General features: G+C 71.2%; 15 protein-coding genes. 12 read left to right on the forward strand and 3 right to left on the reverse strand.

Annotated features, from left to right (window positions below; all coding sequences use genetic code 11):
* Positions 1-86 precede the first annotated feature (86 nt).
* From ACXDC7_RS10245 to ACXDC7_RS10255, 3 genes are all read left to right on the forward strand, one after another.
* Entirely contained in the window at positions 87-692 is a 606-nt protein-coding gene (locus ACXDC7_RS10245; RefSeq protein ID WP_179443649.1) for a TetR/AcrR family transcriptional regulator, read from the forward strand.
* A 77-nt stretch (positions 693-769) separates the two neighbouring features.
* Positions 770-1,756 carry a GNAT family N-acetyltransferase gene (locus ACXDC7_RS10250; RefSeq protein ID WP_179443648.1) on the forward strand — a complete coding sequence of 329 codons (987 nt, stop codon included), beginning with the start codon at positions 770-772 and terminating at the stop codon, positions 1,754-1,756.
* 12 nt (positions 1,757-1,768) lie between these two features.
* Positions 1,769-2,527: a YebC/PmpR family DNA-binding transcriptional regulator gene (locus tag ACXDC7_RS10255; RefSeq protein ID WP_179443647.1), complete on the forward strand. Its 759-nt coding sequence runs from the start codon at positions 1,769-1,771 to the stop codon at positions 2,525-2,527.
* 86 nt (positions 2,528-2,613) lie between these two features.
* On the opposite strand, the gene ACXDC7_RS10260 is transcribed toward ACXDC7_RS10255, so the two are convergent.
* From ACXDC7_RS10260 to ACXDC7_RS10270, 3 genes are all read right to left on the reverse strand, one after another.
* The gene (locus tag ACXDC7_RS10260; RefSeq protein WP_459222055.1) at positions 2,614-3,537 is read right to left on the reverse strand and encodes a glycoside hydrolase family 19 protein; all 924 of its coding nucleotides are present in this window, start codon (positions 3,535-3,537) and stop codon (positions 2,614-2,616) included.
* A 34-nt stretch (positions 3,538-3,571) separates the two neighbouring features.
* On the reverse strand, positions 3,572-4,450 hold the full coding sequence (locus ACXDC7_RS10265) for an NlpC/P60 family protein (RefSeq protein ID WP_459222056.1): 879 nt from the start codon (positions 4,448-4,450) through the stop codon (positions 3,572-3,574).
* Positions 4,451-4,785: 335 nt separating this feature from the next.
* The gene (locus ACXDC7_RS10270) at positions 4,786-5,742 is read right to left on the reverse strand and encodes an ArsR/SmtB family transcription factor (protein ID WP_179443644.1); all 957 of its coding nucleotides are present in this window, start codon (positions 5,740-5,742) and stop codon (positions 4,786-4,788) included.
* A 148-nt stretch (positions 5,743-5,890) separates the two neighbouring features.
* On the opposite strand from ACXDC7_RS10270, the gene ruvC reads away from it, so the two are divergent.
* From ruvC to ACXDC7_RS10315, 9 genes are all read left to right on the forward strand, one after another.
* Positions 5,891-6,463 carry a crossover junction endodeoxyribonuclease RuvC gene (gene ruvC / locus ACXDC7_RS10275; protein WP_459222057.1) on the forward strand — a complete coding sequence of 191 codons (573 nt, stop codon included), beginning with the start codon at positions 5,891-5,893 and terminating at the stop codon, positions 6,461-6,463.
* Positions 6,460-7,056, forward strand: coding sequence for a Holliday junction branch migration protein RuvA (ruvA, locus tag ACXDC7_RS10280; RefSeq protein ID WP_459222058.1), 597 nt, complete (start codon positions 6,460-6,462; stop codon positions 7,054-7,056). Before ruvC ends, ruvA begins: the two co-directional genes overlap by 4 nt.
* Before the next feature lie 52 nt (positions 7,057-7,108).
* Positions 7,109-8,179, forward strand: coding sequence for a Holliday junction branch migration DNA helicase RuvB (gene ruvB, locus ACXDC7_RS10285; protein WP_459222059.1), 1,071 nt, complete (start codon positions 7,109-7,111; stop codon positions 8,177-8,179).
* Between the two features lie 149 nt (positions 8,180-8,328).
* Complete coding sequence (gene yajC, locus ACXDC7_RS10290) at positions 8,329-8,733, forward strand: preprotein translocase subunit YajC (protein ID WP_459222060.1); 405 nt, start codon at positions 8,329-8,331, stop codon at positions 8,731-8,733.
* A gap of 23 nt (positions 8,734-8,756) precedes the next feature.
* A complete protein-coding gene (gene secD / locus ACXDC7_RS10295) occupies positions 8,757-10,412 on the forward strand; it encodes a protein translocase subunit SecD (protein WP_343045807.1) in 1,656 nt (551 codons plus the stop codon).
* Position 10,413: 1 nt separating this feature from the next.
* Positions 10,414-11,655 (forward strand): protein translocase subunit SecF, encoded by a 1,242-nt coding sequence (secF, locus tag ACXDC7_RS10300; protein WP_459222061.1) that lies wholly within the window; start codon positions 10,414-10,416, stop codon positions 11,653-11,655.
* Entirely contained in the window at positions 11,652-12,209 is a 558-nt protein-coding gene (locus tag ACXDC7_RS10305) for an adenine phosphoribosyltransferase (protein ID WP_179443639.1), read from the forward strand. The genes secF and ACXDC7_RS10305 overlap by 4 nt, the downstream gene beginning before the upstream one ends.
* A gap of 9 nt (positions 12,210-12,218) precedes the next feature.
* On the forward strand, positions 12,219-13,331 hold the full coding sequence (locus tag ACXDC7_RS10310) for a potassium channel family protein (protein WP_459222062.1): 1,113 nt from the start codon (positions 12,219-12,221) through the stop codon (positions 13,329-13,331).
* A 103-nt stretch (positions 13,332-13,434) separates the two neighbouring features.
* The gene (locus ACXDC7_RS10315; RefSeq protein WP_179443637.1) at positions 13,435-15,774 is read left to right on the forward strand and encodes a RelA/SpoT family protein; all 2,340 of its coding nucleotides are present in this window, start codon (positions 13,435-13,437) and stop codon (positions 15,772-15,774) included.
* Positions 15,775-15,873 lie beyond the last annotated feature (99 nt).

The following is a 15,873-nucleotide window of genomic DNA, read 5'->3' on the forward strand; positions in this document are numbered from 1 at the left end:
CGTTCGGCCGGACAGTTTCCGACACCTGTGTCGGCATCATACCGACGCAGGTGTCGGGAACAAATCCCGGCGGTAGGGTGTCCGGCATGCCGCGGATCGCCGCCCCCACCGTCCAGGAACACCACGAGCGCGTGCTCGCGGCGCTGATCGACGCGGCCGAGACGATCATGCGTAGCGGCGGCCCGGGTGCGCTGACCGCGGCGGCGGTCAGCCGTGAGGTCGGGATCGCCCGCAACTCGCTCTACAGCTATGTGCGCTCGGTGGACGAGTTGCGCGGCCTCGTGCTGACCCGGCACCTGCCGCCCTGGTTGGCCGCCGTCGACGCCGCCGTCGCCGGCCGCGACGACGCGCGGGAGCGACTGCTCGCCTGGGCGCGCGGCAACCTGGACCAGGCCGCACGGTCCGGCCACGGCTGGTTGATGGGCATCGCGCGCGAGGGGGCGCTGCCGGAGCAGCTTCGCCGCGAACTCGCCGACGTCCATGCGGGCAGCGACGCGGTCACGGGGGCGTGGCGCGAACTGCTCGGACCCGGGAGGCCCGCCGATCTCGCGCTGCTCGTGGCGATGACGCACCAGCTCGTGGATGCGGGTTTCGCGCGGCTCGATGCCGGCGACGACGCCGGCGCGGTCACCGAGGGGGTGCTCGCCGCGCTTGCCGCGGTGATCGATGCCCGGGTCGGGCCGGATCGCTGACCGGCCGGCCGCGACGGTAGGCGCCCGACCCCGTCGGACATAGGGTGGGCATTGTCGACAACCGAGGAGGATCAACGGTGATCCAGGATCTCGCCCACAGCGATCTCGCGCGCACGGATCTGGACTGGCGCCCGCTGCGCCGCGACGACCTCGGGGCGCTGGCCGACCTCCTCGCCGCCGCCGAACATCTCGACGACCCGGCCGATCGGCACGGCCTGGAGCGTTTGCGCGCCGACTTCGACGAGTCGCCGGTCGACCCGTCCGAGCACGCGGTGATCGGCAGCGAGGGCGGCTCGGTGGTGGCGTACGGCTGGAACCATCCGCGTGCCGGCGACGTGGACCCGGTGCGGGTGGTGCTGACCGGCGTGGTCCACCCGGCGTGGCGCTACCACCGGATCGGCCGCGGGGTGTTCGAGTGGCAGCTCCGCCGCGCCCGGGAACACCACCGCGAGACCGGGGCGAGCGGCGGCCTGCGGGTCGAGGCGTACGCCGATGAGCACCTGAACAGCCGCCGCCGGCTGTACGAACGCAACGGGCTCGCACCGCTGCGCTGGTTCAGCGACCTGCACGTGCAGCTCGACCGCGCCGGCGAGCGACCGATCGCGCCCGATCCCGTGGGCATCGAGCTGGTCCCGTTCACCGCGGCGCTGTCCGAGCCGGTCCGGCTCGCCCACAACGACGCATTCGCGCAGGGCTGGGGCAGCCAGCCGGTCCCGCCCGACGCCTGGCGCCAGTCGATCGAACGGCGGGCGGCCCGCCCGGAGTGGTCGTGGGTCGCGCTGTCACGCGGCGAGGTCGTCGGCTATGCCCTGAACTCCGCGACCGCCCAGGAACACCCGGGTGCGTATGCGGAGGGCTGGACCGACCGGCTCGGCGTCCGCCCCGACTGGCGCGGGCGCGGCGTGGCGCGGGCCTTGCTGCAGCGTACCCTCGCCTCGTTCGCCACCGCCGGGCTGGACGGCGGCGGCCTCGGCGTGGACGCGACGGAGCGCCGCTTCGAGCTGTATGAGTCGGTCGGCTACGAGGTGACCGACACGGTGCTGTTGTACGGGCGGGAGCAGTAGGATGGGCAAGTTATGAGTGGACACTCCAAATGGGCGACGACCAAGCACAAGAAGGCCGTGATCGACGCGAAGCGCGGCAAGCTGTTCGCCAAGTTGATCAAGAACGTCGAGGTGGCGGCCCGGTTGGGCGGCCCCGATCCGGCCGGTAACCCGACGCTGTACGACGCCATCCAGAAGGCGAAGAAGTCCAGCGTCCCGAACGACAACATCGACCGCGCGGTCAAACGCGGCGGCGGCCTGGACGGCGGCGGTGCCAACTACGAGACCGTGATGTACGAGGCGTACGGCCCGGCCGGGATCGCGATGCTGATCGAGTGCCTGACCGACAATCGCAACCGGTCGGCCTCCGATGTCCGGGTCGCGGTGACGCGCAACGGCGGCACGATGGCCGATGTCGGTTCGACGGCCCGGATCTTCCAGCGCAAGGGCGTGGTGGTGCTGGAGAAGAACCAGGACGGACGCGCGGTGTCCGAGGACGACCTGCTGGAGGCCACGCTCGATGCGGGGCCGGAGGAGGTCAACGACCTGGGCGAGGTGTTCGAGATCGTCTCCGGCCCGAACGAGCTGGTCGAGGTCCGCAAGGCCGTGCAGGCCGCCGGCCTGGACTACGACTCCGCCGAGGTCGGCTTCGTGCCCGACTACACCCAGACCGTCGACGCCGACGACGCCGCGAAGCTGGAGAAGATCGTCGACGCGCTCGAGGACTCCGACGACGTGCAGAACGTCTACACCAATGCCGACGTCCCCGAGGACGCGCTGGCCGACGCCTGAGCGCGCGCCCGACCCGGGCAGCGAAACGGGGCGGCCGGCTCTCGCCGGCCGCCCCGTCGCTTCTCGTGCGCCGGAGCGGTTCCCGGTCAGCGGGCGCAGTTCACCTCGCCGGGCAGCGAGCCGCCGTTGAACAGGGTCAGCGCGGCAGTGAAGTTGTTGCAGCGCTTGGTGTCCTCGGCGTCGTTGGCGCGGTAGCCGATGCCCTTGTTGACCGCCGCCATGTCGAGCGCATCGGCCGCCGCGTTCAGGTCGCGATCGGTCCAGTACCAGGTCGCGATCCTGGCGCTGTGGTCCCGGCTCATCGCCAGCTCAGGGTTGCTGGAGAGGTCGACCCCCAGCGCGTTCGACGCGGCGGCGTAGTTGTCCGCGGTGGTGAGCTGGATGTAGCCGCGGCCCCAGTAGGGCTGGTTGTGCGACTGGTCGCCCTCCTCGCGGTCGTAGGCGAGGCCGCTCTCCGAGGCGAGCGTGGCCAGGAACGCCGCCTTGCGTGCCGGCGTGGTGATGCCGGCCGCCTTCATCTCGGCGTTCAGGTTGGCCAGGTCCTCGGCCAGCGTCGCCTCGTCGTGGATGTCGTTCGGGAACAGCGTCTTGAGCTGGTCGAGCGTGACGTCCTCGCCCCCGGGCGCCGGCGGCTGTGTCGGCTCGGAGTCGCCGTCGCAGGCGGGCAGGCCGAAGTCGGCCGGGCCCTGCAGGAACACGTTGTTCACGTAGCCGCCGAGCTCGTCGCTGCGCGACCACAGGTTGTTGGTGTAGCCGTCGGAGCTGACGGTCTCGCCGGCCTTCTGGCAGGTGAAGACCGCGGTGCGCTGACTGACCTTGCCCACGGAGGTGCTCTGGCTGGTGGCGTCGCTGCGGACGTTGACGTCCGTGGCGTACACCGTGATCGACTGGCCGTCCGCGGCATGCGCCGGGGCGGTCGGGGACAGGGAGGTCGGGGCCAGGGCGCCGGTCGCGGCGAGCGCGGTCGCTGCCAGGGTGAGGCCGCCGGTGCGAAGCTTGCTGGTGTTCATGATCATCTCCTGGAGTCGGTGTGGCTGCGGGTGGTCAGCAGGTCGGCAGGCCGAAGTCGGCCGGGCCCTGCAGGAACACGTTGTTCACATAGCCGCCGAGCTCGTCGGAGTAGGACCACAGGTCGTTGGTGTAGCCCTCGGAGCTGACGCTCTCGCCCCGCTTCTGGCAGGTGAAGTTGGCCGCGCGCTGGCTGACCTTGCCGACCGAGGTGCTCTGGCTGGTGGCGTCGCTGCGGACGTTGACGTCCGTGGCGTACACCGTGATCGACTGTCCGCCCGGGCTGGGTGGCGGGACGGTTCCGCCGCCGTCGCCGCCGTGCCGGAAGGTGCCCACCCGCGTCCGGTCGCCCTGCGAGCTCACCGGCTTCACGTTCAGGCCCTCGTCGGCGCCCTGGGCCTGCACCATCTGCCCGCCGCCGAGGTAGATCGCGGTGTGCCCGGTCCAGATGATGATGTCGCCGGGCTGCCAATTGGCCTCGTCGGTTCCGACATCGGTGAAGCCGTTCGCCTCGAGCGCGTCGGGCATCCCGCTGGTGGCCACGCCGCCGAAGTCGACGCCCGTCGCCTTGAACCAGGCCCAGCGGACCAGGCCCGAGCAGTCCAGGCCGGTGCGGTTGGTGTGGTCGTAGCCGGCGTCGGGATTCGGGATGCCGGTCGACGGGCCGGGCTCGGCGTCGTGCCCGCCGCCCCACGAGTAGAGGGTGCCGGCCGCGACCTCGGCGCAGGCGGCGTCGATCATCGCCGTCGCCTCGGCGGTGGCGTCGGTCTGCGCGGCGCAGCTCACGGCGCTGGCCCGGTCGATCGGCGCCGTGGTCGCGACGCCGACGGCGAGGCCGCCGCCGAGCGCGAGGGTCGCGGCGATGCCGGCGATCGTCCTGCGGATTCCGTCGGGACGGATGGTCGTGGTGGTCATGATCTTTCCTGCCCTTCGTGAGTGTCCGGTTGTTGCGAACACCACGCTGGCCGGAGCGGATCGGGGACGACAATCCTTTGCAGAAGGACGCAAAGGTGCCCGGCGCCTGACTGCGTCGAGCTGGTCCGGGGTCGCCGCCCCGCCGGAACCGACCACTCGCCCAGGTTCTGGCTGGCCCGGGCTGCCGCATCGCCGCCGAAACCGACCGCTCGTCGGGGTTTCGGCCGGCATCGGCCGGCGTCGGCGACCAGAACCCGGGCGAGCGGTCGGTTCCGGCGGGGCGGCGGCCGGTGGCCGGGGCGAGCAGGCGTACGCGGGTTCCGGCGGGCGGAGGCTCAGGCGCCGTCGAGCAGGGTCCGGCCGAGGTCGGTGAGGCGGTGCTCGACGCTGCGCCCCGTCCGGTAGGACGCCAGGAGCCCCGCGGCCCGGAGGACCGCGGCATGCCGGCTGGCCGCGGACACCGACACGCTGGCCCGGTCGGCCAGATCGCTGGTGGTGCCGGGTACGGCGGCGGCGCCGAGGATCTCGTGCCGGGCCGGCCCGATCAGCCGGGCGACGCCCGGATCGGCGGTGTCCTCCCCGGCCGCCAGCACCTCGGGGTCGTGCGCGGTGGGGTGGACCAGGGTCGGTCGGCCCAGCGGGTCGCGCAGCTTGGTCGGGTCGTCGAGGCAGAAGTACGCCGGCTGCAGCACGATCCCGCGGCCGTCGAGGTGCAGGTCCGCCGAGCGGCGCGGGCCCTTGATGATCAAAAAGGGCGGCTGCCACTCGATCCCAGGCCCGAGCGACTCCAGCAGCGCCGCGATGCCGCTGGTCGCGAGCAGTTGGCGGCGTACCTCGAGGTCTTCGTGGACGCGCCGGCGGATGCGTTGCCAGTAGGGCGCCAGCGCGAGGTGCCAGTACACGTCGAGCGCCTTGACGAGCGCGTCGATGTCGACGGCCGGCCGCTGCGCCGCGGCCAGCCCCCGTTCGGCGTCGAGCTCGGCGACCTGGGCGCCGACGATGCTGCGGTCGGTGTCGGCGATGGCGTCGCGGCCGGCATCGATGCTGGTCACCGCGTCCTCGGGGGTGAGGAAGTCGGGGGTGTAGCCGATCGGGGGCGCGAGGTGCAGCAGCACGCGGCACTGCTCCGGCAGGCCGGCGGCGAGCACCTCGGCCTGCCACGCATCGAACGCCCGGTGCCGGCGACGCGCCTGGAGCCGGTGCACGCTCAACACGAGCTCCCACATCAACGAGACGTCGTCGGCCAGGACGACGCTGGTCAGGTCCCGCTCGGTGAAATGGATGCGCAGCATGTTGGTCCCCGACCGCCCGGCGCCGACAGATTCGCGAGCAAGCTAGCAACGCCGGGGGCCGACCGGCGGCGGGCCCGGCGCGCCGGACCGCCAACCGCCGCGCCCGCCGCTAACATCCGAACACGTGTTCTATCGATCAGGAGGCCGGATGCGCGTGCTCGGGATCGACCCGGGCCTGACCCGCTGCGGGTTGGGCGTGGTCGAGGGGACCGTCGGCCGGCCGCCGGCGCTGGTCGCGGTCGGGGTGGCCAGGACACCGGCCGAGCTCGATCCGGCGCGCCGGCTGGTGCAGATCGAGCGGGCGGTGCAGGACTGGCTCGCCGAACACCGGCCCGAGGTGGTGACGATCGAGCGGGTGTTCGCCCAGCACAACGTACAGACGGTGATGGGCACCGCGCAGGCGGCAGGGGTGGCGATGCTGGTCGCGGCGCGCGCCGGGCTGCCGGTGGTGCTGCACACGCCGAGCGAGGTGAAGGCGGCGATCACCGGCTCCGGCCGCGCCGACAAGCGCCAGGTCGGCGAGATGGTGACCCGGATCCTGCGCCTGCCGGAGGCGCCGAGGCCCGCGGATGCCGCCGACGCGCTGGCCCTGGCGATCTGTCACCTGTGGCGCGGCGGCGCCGCCGGACGGTACGCCGATGCGGTGGCGGGCGCCTCCCGACCGACGAACGGGTACGCGGCCGCGGTGGCCGCCCACGCCCGCGGCGGGAGGAAGGCGTGATCGCGCATCTGGCAGGCACGGTCGACCGGGTCGGCACGACCTCGGCGGTGATCGATCTCTCCGGATTCGGCGTACTGGTGCTGATCACGCCGGCGACGGCGAGCGAGCTGCGGCCCGGCGAGCGGACCCGGCTCGCCACCTCGATGGTCGTCCGCGAGGACTCGATGACCCTCTACGGCTTCGCCGATGCCGACGAGCGCGATCTGTTCGAACTGTTGATCACCGCCAATGGCGTCGGGCCGAAGCTCGCCCAGGCGGCCCTGGCGGTGCACGGGCCGGACGATCTGCGGGCCGCCATTGCCGCCGGTGATCTTGCCACCCTGACCCGGGTGCCGGGGATCGGTCGCAAGGGCGCCGAACGGATCTGCATCGAATTGCGCGACAAGATCAACGCGGTCGGTCCGGCGGGGGTCGCGGCGCCCGCCTCGCCGACGGCGGCGTGGCGCGAGCAGGTGCTGGCCGGCCTGCAGGGCCTGGGATGGTCGGCCAAGGAAGCCGAGGCGGCGTGCGACCGGGTCGCGCCGATGGCCGACGAGCGCGCGGGCGTCGCCGACCTGATGCGGGCCGCGCTGCAGACCCTCGCGCGCAAGTGATCGCCCGATCGCGCACCGGGGGCGGCGGATGACCGGCTGGCAGAATGGCCGGGTGTCTGCCGACAGCGACTCCCGCGATCCCGGCGGCCGGCGCGACGGATCACCGGTCGACCCGGCGGCCGGCCCGGACGAGGCGGCCGCGGAGGCCGCCCTGCGACCGCAGCGGCTGGCCGACTTCGGCGGCCAGCCGCGGGTCGCCGACCAGCTCGGGCTCGTGCTGTCTGCCGCGCGCGGGCGCGAGCACGTGCCGGACCACGTCTTGTTGTCCGGGCCGCCCGGGCTGGGCAAGACGACGCTGGCGATGATCATCGCCAATGAGCTGGGCGTCGCGCTGCGGATCTCGTCCGGGCCGGCGATCCAGCACGCCGGCGACCTGGCGGCGATCTTGTCCGGGCTGGGGGAGGGCGAGGTCTTCTTCCTCGACGAGATCCACCGGATGTCGCGTGCCGCCGAGGAGATGCTCTACCTCGCGATGGAGGACTTCCGGGTCGACGTGGTCGTCGGCAAGGGGCCGGGCGCCACGGCCATTCCGCTGGAGATCCCGCGGTTCACCCTGGTCGGCGCGACCACCAGGGCCGGGCTGCTGCCGGGTCCGCTGCGCGATCGCTTCGGGTTCACCGCCCAACTGGACTTCTACGATGCCGACGCCCTGTGCGAGATCGTCTCGCGGTCGGCGCAGCGGCTGGGCGTCGCTCTGGCGCCCGACGCCGCCGCCGAGATCGCCGGCCGCTCCCGGGGTACGCCGCGGATCGCGAACCGGTTGCTGCGCCGCGTGCGCGACTACGCCCAGGTCAAGGCCGACGGCGCGGTGACCCTGGAGCTGGCGCGGGCGGCACTGGCGCTCTACGAGGTGGATGAGCGCGGACTCGACCGGCTGGACCGTGGCGTCCTGGAGGCCATGTGCCGGCGCTTCGCCGGCGGCCCGGTCGGGCTGTCCACGCTGGCCATCGCCGTGGGTGAGGAGCCGGAGACGGTCGAGGAGGTTGCCGAGCCGTTCCTGGTCCGGGAGGGGTTGATGATGCGTACCCCCCGCGGACGGGTCGCAACGCCCGCGGGCTGGGCGCATCTGGGCCTGTTGCCGCCGAACAATCGCAGCGATCCGAGCCTCTTCGACGCCGACTGAGCGCAGCGGGTCGGCGCGGCCGGTGCGGGATTCACGGGTTGTCTGGGTAGACTCCGGCGGTCGGAAGGCACGAGTGTGCGCGCCGTGCCCGCCGGGTAGGCGCGGGGACACGTGCGCAACGAGCAGAGCACCGCCGAACGAGGAGCCGAATGAATCTCGAGAACCTGACCACGCTCGGGCTGATCGCCCTGATGGTCGTCGGTTTCTACTTCCTGATCATCCGCCCGACCCGCAATCGGCAGAAGGAACAGGCACGGACCCTCGAGTCGGCCACCGTCGGCGCCCGCGTGATGACGGCGTCCGGGGTCATCGGCACCGTCGCCGAGGTCGGCGACCGGCAGGCCCGGATCGAGATCGCCCCCGGAGTGATCGTGACCGTGGTCAAGCAGGCGATCGTGCAGGTGCTGCCCGACGGCGACGGCGACGAGTTCACCGACGTGCCGGCGGTCGAGGATCCGGCAGCGGAGCCCTCCGGACCCGAGAGCATCCCGCCGGCATCCGACCCGGTGGACGACCAGGACACCGGCGGTGCCAAGCCACCCGCCGACCGCTGAACGGCTGATGAGGTAACCGATCCGTGGCAGCACGAAAGATTCATCCTGTCCGCACGCTGATCATCTTCGGCGTGGTGATCGCGGCCCTGGCCGGCGCGATGGCGGCCTTCGGGACCTGGGTGCCCCGGCTCGGGCTCGACCTGCGCGGCGGCACCACCGTCACCCTGACGGCCACCAACACCACTGGAACCGGCGCCGTCGACCCGACCAGCCTGGAACAGGCCCGCCAGATCATCGAGCAGCGCGTGAACGGGCTCGGCGTCGGCGAGGCGGAGATCACCACCTCCGGTGACCGGCAGATCGTCGTCGCCGTGCCGAACGTCGACCAGGAAGAACTGGTCCGCCTCGTCGGCACCACCGCGCAACTGCGGTTCCGGCCCGTGTACCAGATGGAATCGGTGACCCCGCCGCCGAACGCCGGCGGTCAGCCCGGCGCCGAGGCGACCGCACCGCCGGAGGAACCACCGCCGGCCGAGGGCAACCGGCGTCCCGGGCCCGGTCTGCCGACGGCCCCGCCGGAGCCGCTCGCGCCGCGCCCCAGCGTCGAGGGCCAGCCGGGCGCGACGGCGCCCGACCAGGCGCTCAACTGGCAGCCCTCGGAACAAGACCTCGCCGACTTTGCCCAGTGGACCTGCGGTCAGCCGTTCCCGGACGTGGCCGACCAGCCGCTGTTCTCCTGCGACACGGCCGGGACGGCGAAGTTCCTGCTCGGTCCGATGCTGATCAGCGGCCAGGACGTGACCGGCGCGCAGGCGGGCATCCCGCAGGGCCGCTTCGAGTGGGTTGTCACGCTCCAGTTCAACGGTCAGGGATCGGCCGCCTTCGAACGGGCGACCGGTACGCTGGCCACGAAGCAGCAGCCACAGAACCAGTTCGCGATCGTGCTGGACGGCGACACCGTCTCCGCGCCGAGCGTCAACCAGCCCATCGCCGGCGGCCAGGCCGAGATCTCCGGCTCCTTCAACCAGGACAGCGCCAACGAGCTCGCCAACGTGCTGAAGTACGGCGCGCTGCCGTTGTCGTTCACGGTCGACTCGGCGGAGACGGTGTCGCCGACGCTCGGTGCGGACCAGTTGCGCGCCGGCCTGATCGCGGGCGCCGTCGGCCTGCTGCTGGTGCTCGGCTACTGCTTCCTCTACTACCGCGCGCTCGGCATCGTGGTGGTCGCCACGCTGGTGATCGCGGGTGCGCTGACGTATGAGGCAATGGTGCTGCTGGGTTCGATCACCGGTTTCGCGTTGAACCTGCCGGCCATCGCCGGGGCGGTGGCGGCGATCGGTCTGACGGCGGACTCCTTCGTCATCTACTACGCCAAGATCCGTGACGAGGTCCGCGAGGGGAGGACCCTGCGCTCGGCCGTGGAGACGGCGTGGGTCAAGGCCCGGCGTACCATCATGATCGCCAATGCGGTCTCGCTGCTCTCCGCGATCGTGTTGTTCATCCTGGCGATCGGTGGCATCCGCGGATTCGCGTTCACGTTGGCCCTGACCACGCTGATCGATCTCGCCGTGGCGTTCTGGTTCACCAAGCCACTCATGTCGTTGCTGGTGCGGACGCGATTCTTCGGTTCCGGCAAGTACCGGCTGTCCGGCCTGAGCGCTGACCACATGGGCGTCCGCCGACTGCCCGGCGGGCGGACCCGCGGCGCGGAACCCGCACTCGCCGGGAAGGGGGCCTGACATGGCAACCAAGCAGACCGATCCGACCGACGACACGTCGGGCGAGCCGATGGAGGCAGCCGAACGGACCACCGGACCGGACCGGGGCGGCAGCGCCCTCGGCCGGCTGGCGCACCGGTGGTGGACCGGAAATCTGGCCTTCGAGTTCATCCGCGTCCGCAAGCGCTGGTACGCCGCCTCCGCCGTCGTCATCCTGATCTGCCTGATCGGGTTGTTGGTGCGCGGCCTGTCGCTCGGCATCGAGTTCACCGGCGGCGCCGCCTTCACCGCTCCGGCGCCCGACGCCGCCGCGGCGGTGCCGGTGGTGCGCGAGGCGGTGCAGAACTCCGGCGTACCCGACATGCAGGAGGTCACCGTCCAGGTGACCGGCGCCAGCGTCCGAACCCAGACCCGTGCCCTGACGCCCGAGGAGACCACGACGGTTCGCACGGCGATCGCCGACAGCCTGCAGATCCCCCCGGACCAGGTCGCCAACAGCGTGATCGGCCCATCGTGGGGCCAGCAGGTGTCCAGCAAGGCCGCGCTCGCGCTGGGCATCTTCCTGGCCCTGGTGATGATCATGATCGCCATCTACTTCCGGGACTGGAAGTACTCGGCGGCGGCCATCGTCGCCTTGATGCACGACCTGATCCTGACCGTCGGTGTCTATGCGCTGCTCGGCTTCACCGTCACCCCGACCACGGTGATCGGCGTGCTGACGATCCTCGGCTACTCGCTCTACGACACCGTGGTGGTCTTCGACCGGCTCCGGGAGAACACCCGCGAGCTGTCCCGCAAGACCTATGCCGAGGAGGCCAACGACGCGGTCAACCAGGTGCTGATCCGGTCGCTGAACACGACCATGATCGGCATCCTGCCCGTCGTCGCGCTACTCTTCACCGGCGCCGTGCTGCTCGGCACCGGACCCCTGAAGGACGTCGGCCTGGCCCTGTTGGTGGGCATGCTCGCCGGCGCCTACTCCTCGATCTTCATCGCCACGCCGCTGGTGGTGGACTTCAAGCGCCGCGACGAAGACGTGGTACGCCAGGACAAGCGGGTGCACAAGCGCCGCGACGAGGCCGAGCTGAAGGCCCGCAATGCCTCCTCGGCCAAGGTCAGCATCACCGAGACCGCCGACGAGGAAGGCACACCCGACGGCTCGGTACTCACGATGCCGCGGACCAAGGTCGACGATCTCAGACGCGGCGCAGCGGGGCGCCCACAACCCAGCCGAAAGACCCGCAGCGAGAGGAAATCTCGATGACATCTGTGACCCAGAGCCCCAGCGAGGCGAATGCCGGACTGATCGCGGACCTGATCCGCGACGTGCCCGACTTCCCCAAGCCCGGGATCATGTTCAAAGACATCACCCCGCTGCTGGCCCGCCCGTCGGGGCTCGCCGCCGCCGTGACCGAGCTGGTCGCCGCATCGCCGCGCGATGTGGACCTCGTGGTCGGGATGGAAGCGCGCGGGTTCATCTTCGCCGCCCCGATCGCGCTCGCGCTGGGGGCTGGGTTCGTGCCCGTCCGCAAGCCCGGAAAGCTGCCCGGCGCAACGGTTTCGGAGACCTTCGCCCTGGAGTACGGCACCGAGACCCTGACCGTGCACTCCGATGCCATCCCCGCCGGTGCGCGGGTGCTGGTGGTCGACGACGTGCTCGCGACCGGTGGCACGGTGGCCGCCACGGCCGCGCTGTTGAAGCAGCTCGACGCCGAGCTGGTCCAGGTGTCGGTGCTGTTGGAGCTGACCGCGCTGGACGGTCGCGCGAAGCTCGCCGAGCACGGGATCGAGCGGGTCTCCTCGGTGCTGCGCGCCTGAGGCGGGGCGATGCGCAATCCGGTGCGGGCGGGATGGAGTGCCCAGAAGATCCTGGTCAATCTGCCGGTTCGCGACGCCTCCCCGGTCCGCCAGCTCGCCATCCGCGCGCTGGTCGCGGTCGCCCTGGTGACGATCTCGACCGCGCTGGTCTGGTTCGACCGGGACGCCTACATCGACAACACCAACAGCGACGGCGTCTCGCTGATCGACGCGATCTACTACTCGACGGTCACCGTGACCACCACGGGCTACGGTGACATCACCCCGATCGAGCCGCACTCGCGGTTGATCAACGCGCTGGTCGTGACGCCGCTGCGTATCGCCTTCCTGGTGTTGTTGGTCGGCACCACCCTGGAGGTGCTGGCCAACCAGGGCCGGCGCATGTGGCTGGACAACCGCTGGAGGAAGAGGATGCGCAATCACACGGTGGTGGTCGGCTACGGCACCAAGGGCCGCAGCGCGGTCGGCACGCTGCGCCGACACGATGCCGATCTGGCGAAGGTGGTCGTGATCGACCAGAGCCCGGTGGGCATCGAGGACGCCAGCCTGGATGGGGTGGCGTCGATCCAGGGCGACGGTACGCGGCGCGACGTCCTGCGTCGGGCCGAGATCTCCAAGGCCCGCGAGGTGATCATCACCCTGGACCGCGACGACGCGGCGATCCTGTGCACGCTGACAGTGCGTCAGTTGAACCCGAGCGCGCATGTCGTCGTCGCCGTCCGCGAACAGGAGAACGGTTCCCTGCTCCGGCAGTCGGGCGCAGACTCGGTGGTGACTTCGTCCGATGCGGTCGGCCGCCTGCTCGGGCTGTCCGCCGTCAGTCCCGACATCGGCACCACCATCGAGGACCTGCTCGCCTCCGGCGAGGGCCTGGAGGTGGCGGAACGGCTGGTGCGACCCGACGAGGTCGGCCGCTCGCCGGTCGAGATCGCCGGCGAACAGGTGCTCGCCGTGGTCCGTAACAAGACGCTGCGCCGGTTCTACGACCCGTCGGTGAAGACGCTCGCGACCGGGGACCAGTTGATCGTGGTACGCCGGTCCGAGGCTGAGGTGGCACGGCTGCGGGGCGGCGAGAACTCGGCCCCCGGCCCCGGACGCGAATCCCGCGCCGAACTGGACTGAGGCCCCCGCCCGCCCTCGCGCACCGCCACGGCTGACTAGACTGGACCGACTGGTCAAAGCCGGCCCGACTCGCCGGGCCGAGCCCGAGGCGGGAGGGGTGCGGATGAGCGATGCGACACCGGACGATGCGCGCGCCGACGCACGGGAGCGGCCCGTGCCCGCGCCGGTGGATGTGCTCGCCGAGCCGATCGGGCGTACCAATCGATTGAGCTCCGGGCCCGAGCAACCTCGGTTGCGGATGCGCCAGCGGCTGGCGCGGCTGGGCGCGTCGCGCAGCCCGCAGATGGCCGTGCTGGATCCGCTGCTGAAGGTGATCAAGTCCCATCACCCGAAGGCGGACACCGCGCTGATCGAGCGGGCGTACCGCACCGCCGAGCACTATCACTCCGGTCAGCAGCGCAAGTCCGGCGACGCCTACATCACCCACCCGCTCGCGGTGACGACGATCCTTGCCGAACTCGGCATGAACGAGCCGACGCTGTGTGCCGCGCTGTTGCACGACACCGTCGAGGACACCTCCTACACGCTGACCCAGCTCGAGGCCGACTTCGGCGCCGAGGTGGCCCAGTTGGTCGACGGGGTGACCAAGCTGGACAAGGTTCGTTACGGCGACTCGGCGAAGGCCGAGACCATCCGCAAGATGGTGATCGCGATGTCGCGCGACATCCGGGTGCTGGTGATCAAGCTCGCCGACCGGCTGCACAACATGCGCACGCTGCAGTTCCTGCGGCCGGACAAGCAGCGCCGGATCGCGCGCGAGACGCTGGAGATCTTCGCCCCGCTGGCCCACCGGCTGGGCATGAACACCGTCAAGTGGGAGCTGGAGGATCTCGCGTTCTCGGTGCTGCATCCCAAGATCTACGACGAGATCGTGCACCTGGTCGCCGAACGGGCGCCGTCGCGGGAATCATTCCTGCGCGAGGTCACCGCGCAGGTGAATGACGACCTTCGCGATGCCAAGATCAAGGCGACCGTGCAGGGGCGGCCGAAGCATTACTACTCGATCTACCAGAAGATGGTGGTCCGCGGCCGCGACTTCTCCGACATCTATGATCTTGTGGCGCTGCGCATCCTGGTGGACAACCCGCGCGACTGCTATGCGGCTCTCGGCGTGATGCACGTGCGGTGGAACCCGCTCCCCGGCCGGTTCAAGGACTACATCGCGGTGCCGAAGTTCAACATGTACCAGTCGCTGCACACCACCGTGCTGGGGCCGAAGGGTGCCCCGGTCGAGCTGCAGATCCGGACCTGGGACATGCACCACAAGGCCGAGTACGGCGTCGCGGCCCACTGGAAGTACAAGGAGACCAGGAACGGCCAGGGCCAGGCGCCGGGCACCGAGCTGTCCTGGGTGCGGTCGCTGACCGAGTGGCAGCGGGAGACGACCGATCCCGGCGAGTTCCTGGACTCGCTGCGGTTCGAGATCAACACCTCCGAGGTGTACGCCTTCACGCCGAAGGGCGACGTGCTGGCGTTGCCGCAGGGGGCGACCCCGGTCGACTTCGCCTATGCCATCCACACCGAGGTCGGGCAGCGCTGCATCGGTGCCCGCGTGAACGGGCGTCTGGTCCCGCTGGAATCGGTGCTGAGCAACGGCGATGTGGTCGATATCCTGACCTCGAAGGCCGAGAACGCCGCGCCGAGCCGCGACTGGCTGAACTTCGTCAAGAGCCCCCGCGCGCGGAACAAGATCAAACACTGGTTCACCCGGGAGCGCCGCGAGGAGGCCATCGAGAACGGCAAGAACGCGCTCGCCCGCGAGCTGCGCAAGGCGGGCCTGCCGCTGCAGCGGCTGCTCACCGGCGCACATCTGGCGGAGGCGGCCCGGCACAACCGGCTGCGCGACGTGGACGCCCTGTACGCGGCCATCGGCGAGGGCAATGTCACCGCCGCATCGGTGGTCAGCCGGCTGCTGGTGCTCGAGGGCGGGGAGTCCGAGGACGAGACCGCCACCGATGTCGGGGTGGAGCGTCGGCGCTGGACCGACAAGGCCTCCGGGACGGGCGTCGCCGTGCACGGCGCCACGGATCTGTGGGTGAAGCTGGCCAAGTGCTGTACGCCGGTGCCGGGCGATCCGATCCTCGGGTTCGTCACCCGCGGCGCGGGCGTGTCGGTGCACCGCCGCGACTGCACCAATGCCGCGGCGCTGCTCGACCAGCCCGAGCGGCTGGTCGAGGTGTCGTGGGCGCCGACCGCGCAGAGCAGCTTCCTGGTCTCGCTGCAGATCGAGGGCCTGGACCGGCACGGCCTGTTGTCCGACGTGACCCGGGCCGTGACCGAGCATCACGTGTCGATCGTCTCCGCGAACGTGAACACCGGCCGCGACCGGGTGTGCAAGATCAGGATGAGCTTCGAGACCTCCGACCCCAAGCATCTGGACGCCCTCGCCAAGGCCGTGCGCCGCGTCGAGGGCGTCTACGACGTCTACCGCGTGACGTCCTAGCTCGCGGCGCGATCCGCGCGCAAACACGGGCACCGCGCCCGGGCAGGTTCACAGCCGCGCCAGCGGCGCCGCACAGCATCCCGCGCGCCCGCGGGGCTA

The organism is Naumannella huperziae (genome assembly GCF_054073625.1).

Bases quoted from the DNA above. Each gene is read 5' to 3' on its own strand.
- ACXDC7_RS10265 (WP_459222056.1), bottom strand. From the start codon at position 4,450: ATGACCACCACGACCATCCGTCCCGACGGAATCCGCAGGACGATCGCC.
- ACXDC7_RS10255 (WP_179443647.1), top strand. From the start codon at position 1,769: ATGAGTGGACACTCCAAATGGGCGACGACCAAGCACAAGAAGGCCGTG.
- ACXDC7_RS10305 (WP_179443639.1), top strand. From the start codon at position 11,652: ATGACATCTGTGACCCAGAGCCCCAGCGAGGCGAATGCCGGACTGATC.
- secF (WP_459222061.1), top strand. From the start codon at position 10,414: ATGGCAACCAAGCAGACCGATCCGACCGACGACACGTCGGGCGAGCCG.
- ACXDC7_RS10315 (WP_179443637.1), top strand. From the start codon at position 13,435: ATGAGCGATGCGACACCGGACGATGCGCGCGCCGACGCACGGGAGCGG.
- ruvC (WP_459222057.1), top strand. From the start codon at position 5,891: ATGCGCGTGCTCGGGATCGACCCGGGCCTGACCCGCTGCGGGTTGGGC.
- ACXDC7_RS10270 (WP_179443644.1), bottom strand. From the start codon at position 5,742: ATGCTGCGCATCCATTTCACCGAGCGGGACCTGACCAGCGTCGTCCTG.
- ACXDC7_RS10260 (WP_459222055.1), bottom strand. From the start codon at position 3,537: ATGAACACCAGCAAGCTTCGCACCGGCGGCCTCACCCTGGCAGCGACC.
- yajC (WP_459222060.1), top strand. From the start codon at position 8,329: ATGAATCTCGAGAACCTGACCACGCTCGGGCTGATCGCCCTGATGGTC.
- ACXDC7_RS10310 (WP_459222062.1), top strand. From the start codon at position 12,219: ATGCGCAATCCGGTGCGGGCGGGATGGAGTGCCCAGAAGATCCTGGTC.
- ACXDC7_RS10245 (WP_179443649.1), top strand. From the start codon at position 87: ATGCCGCGGATCGCCGCCCCCACCGTCCAGGAACACCACGAGCGCGTG.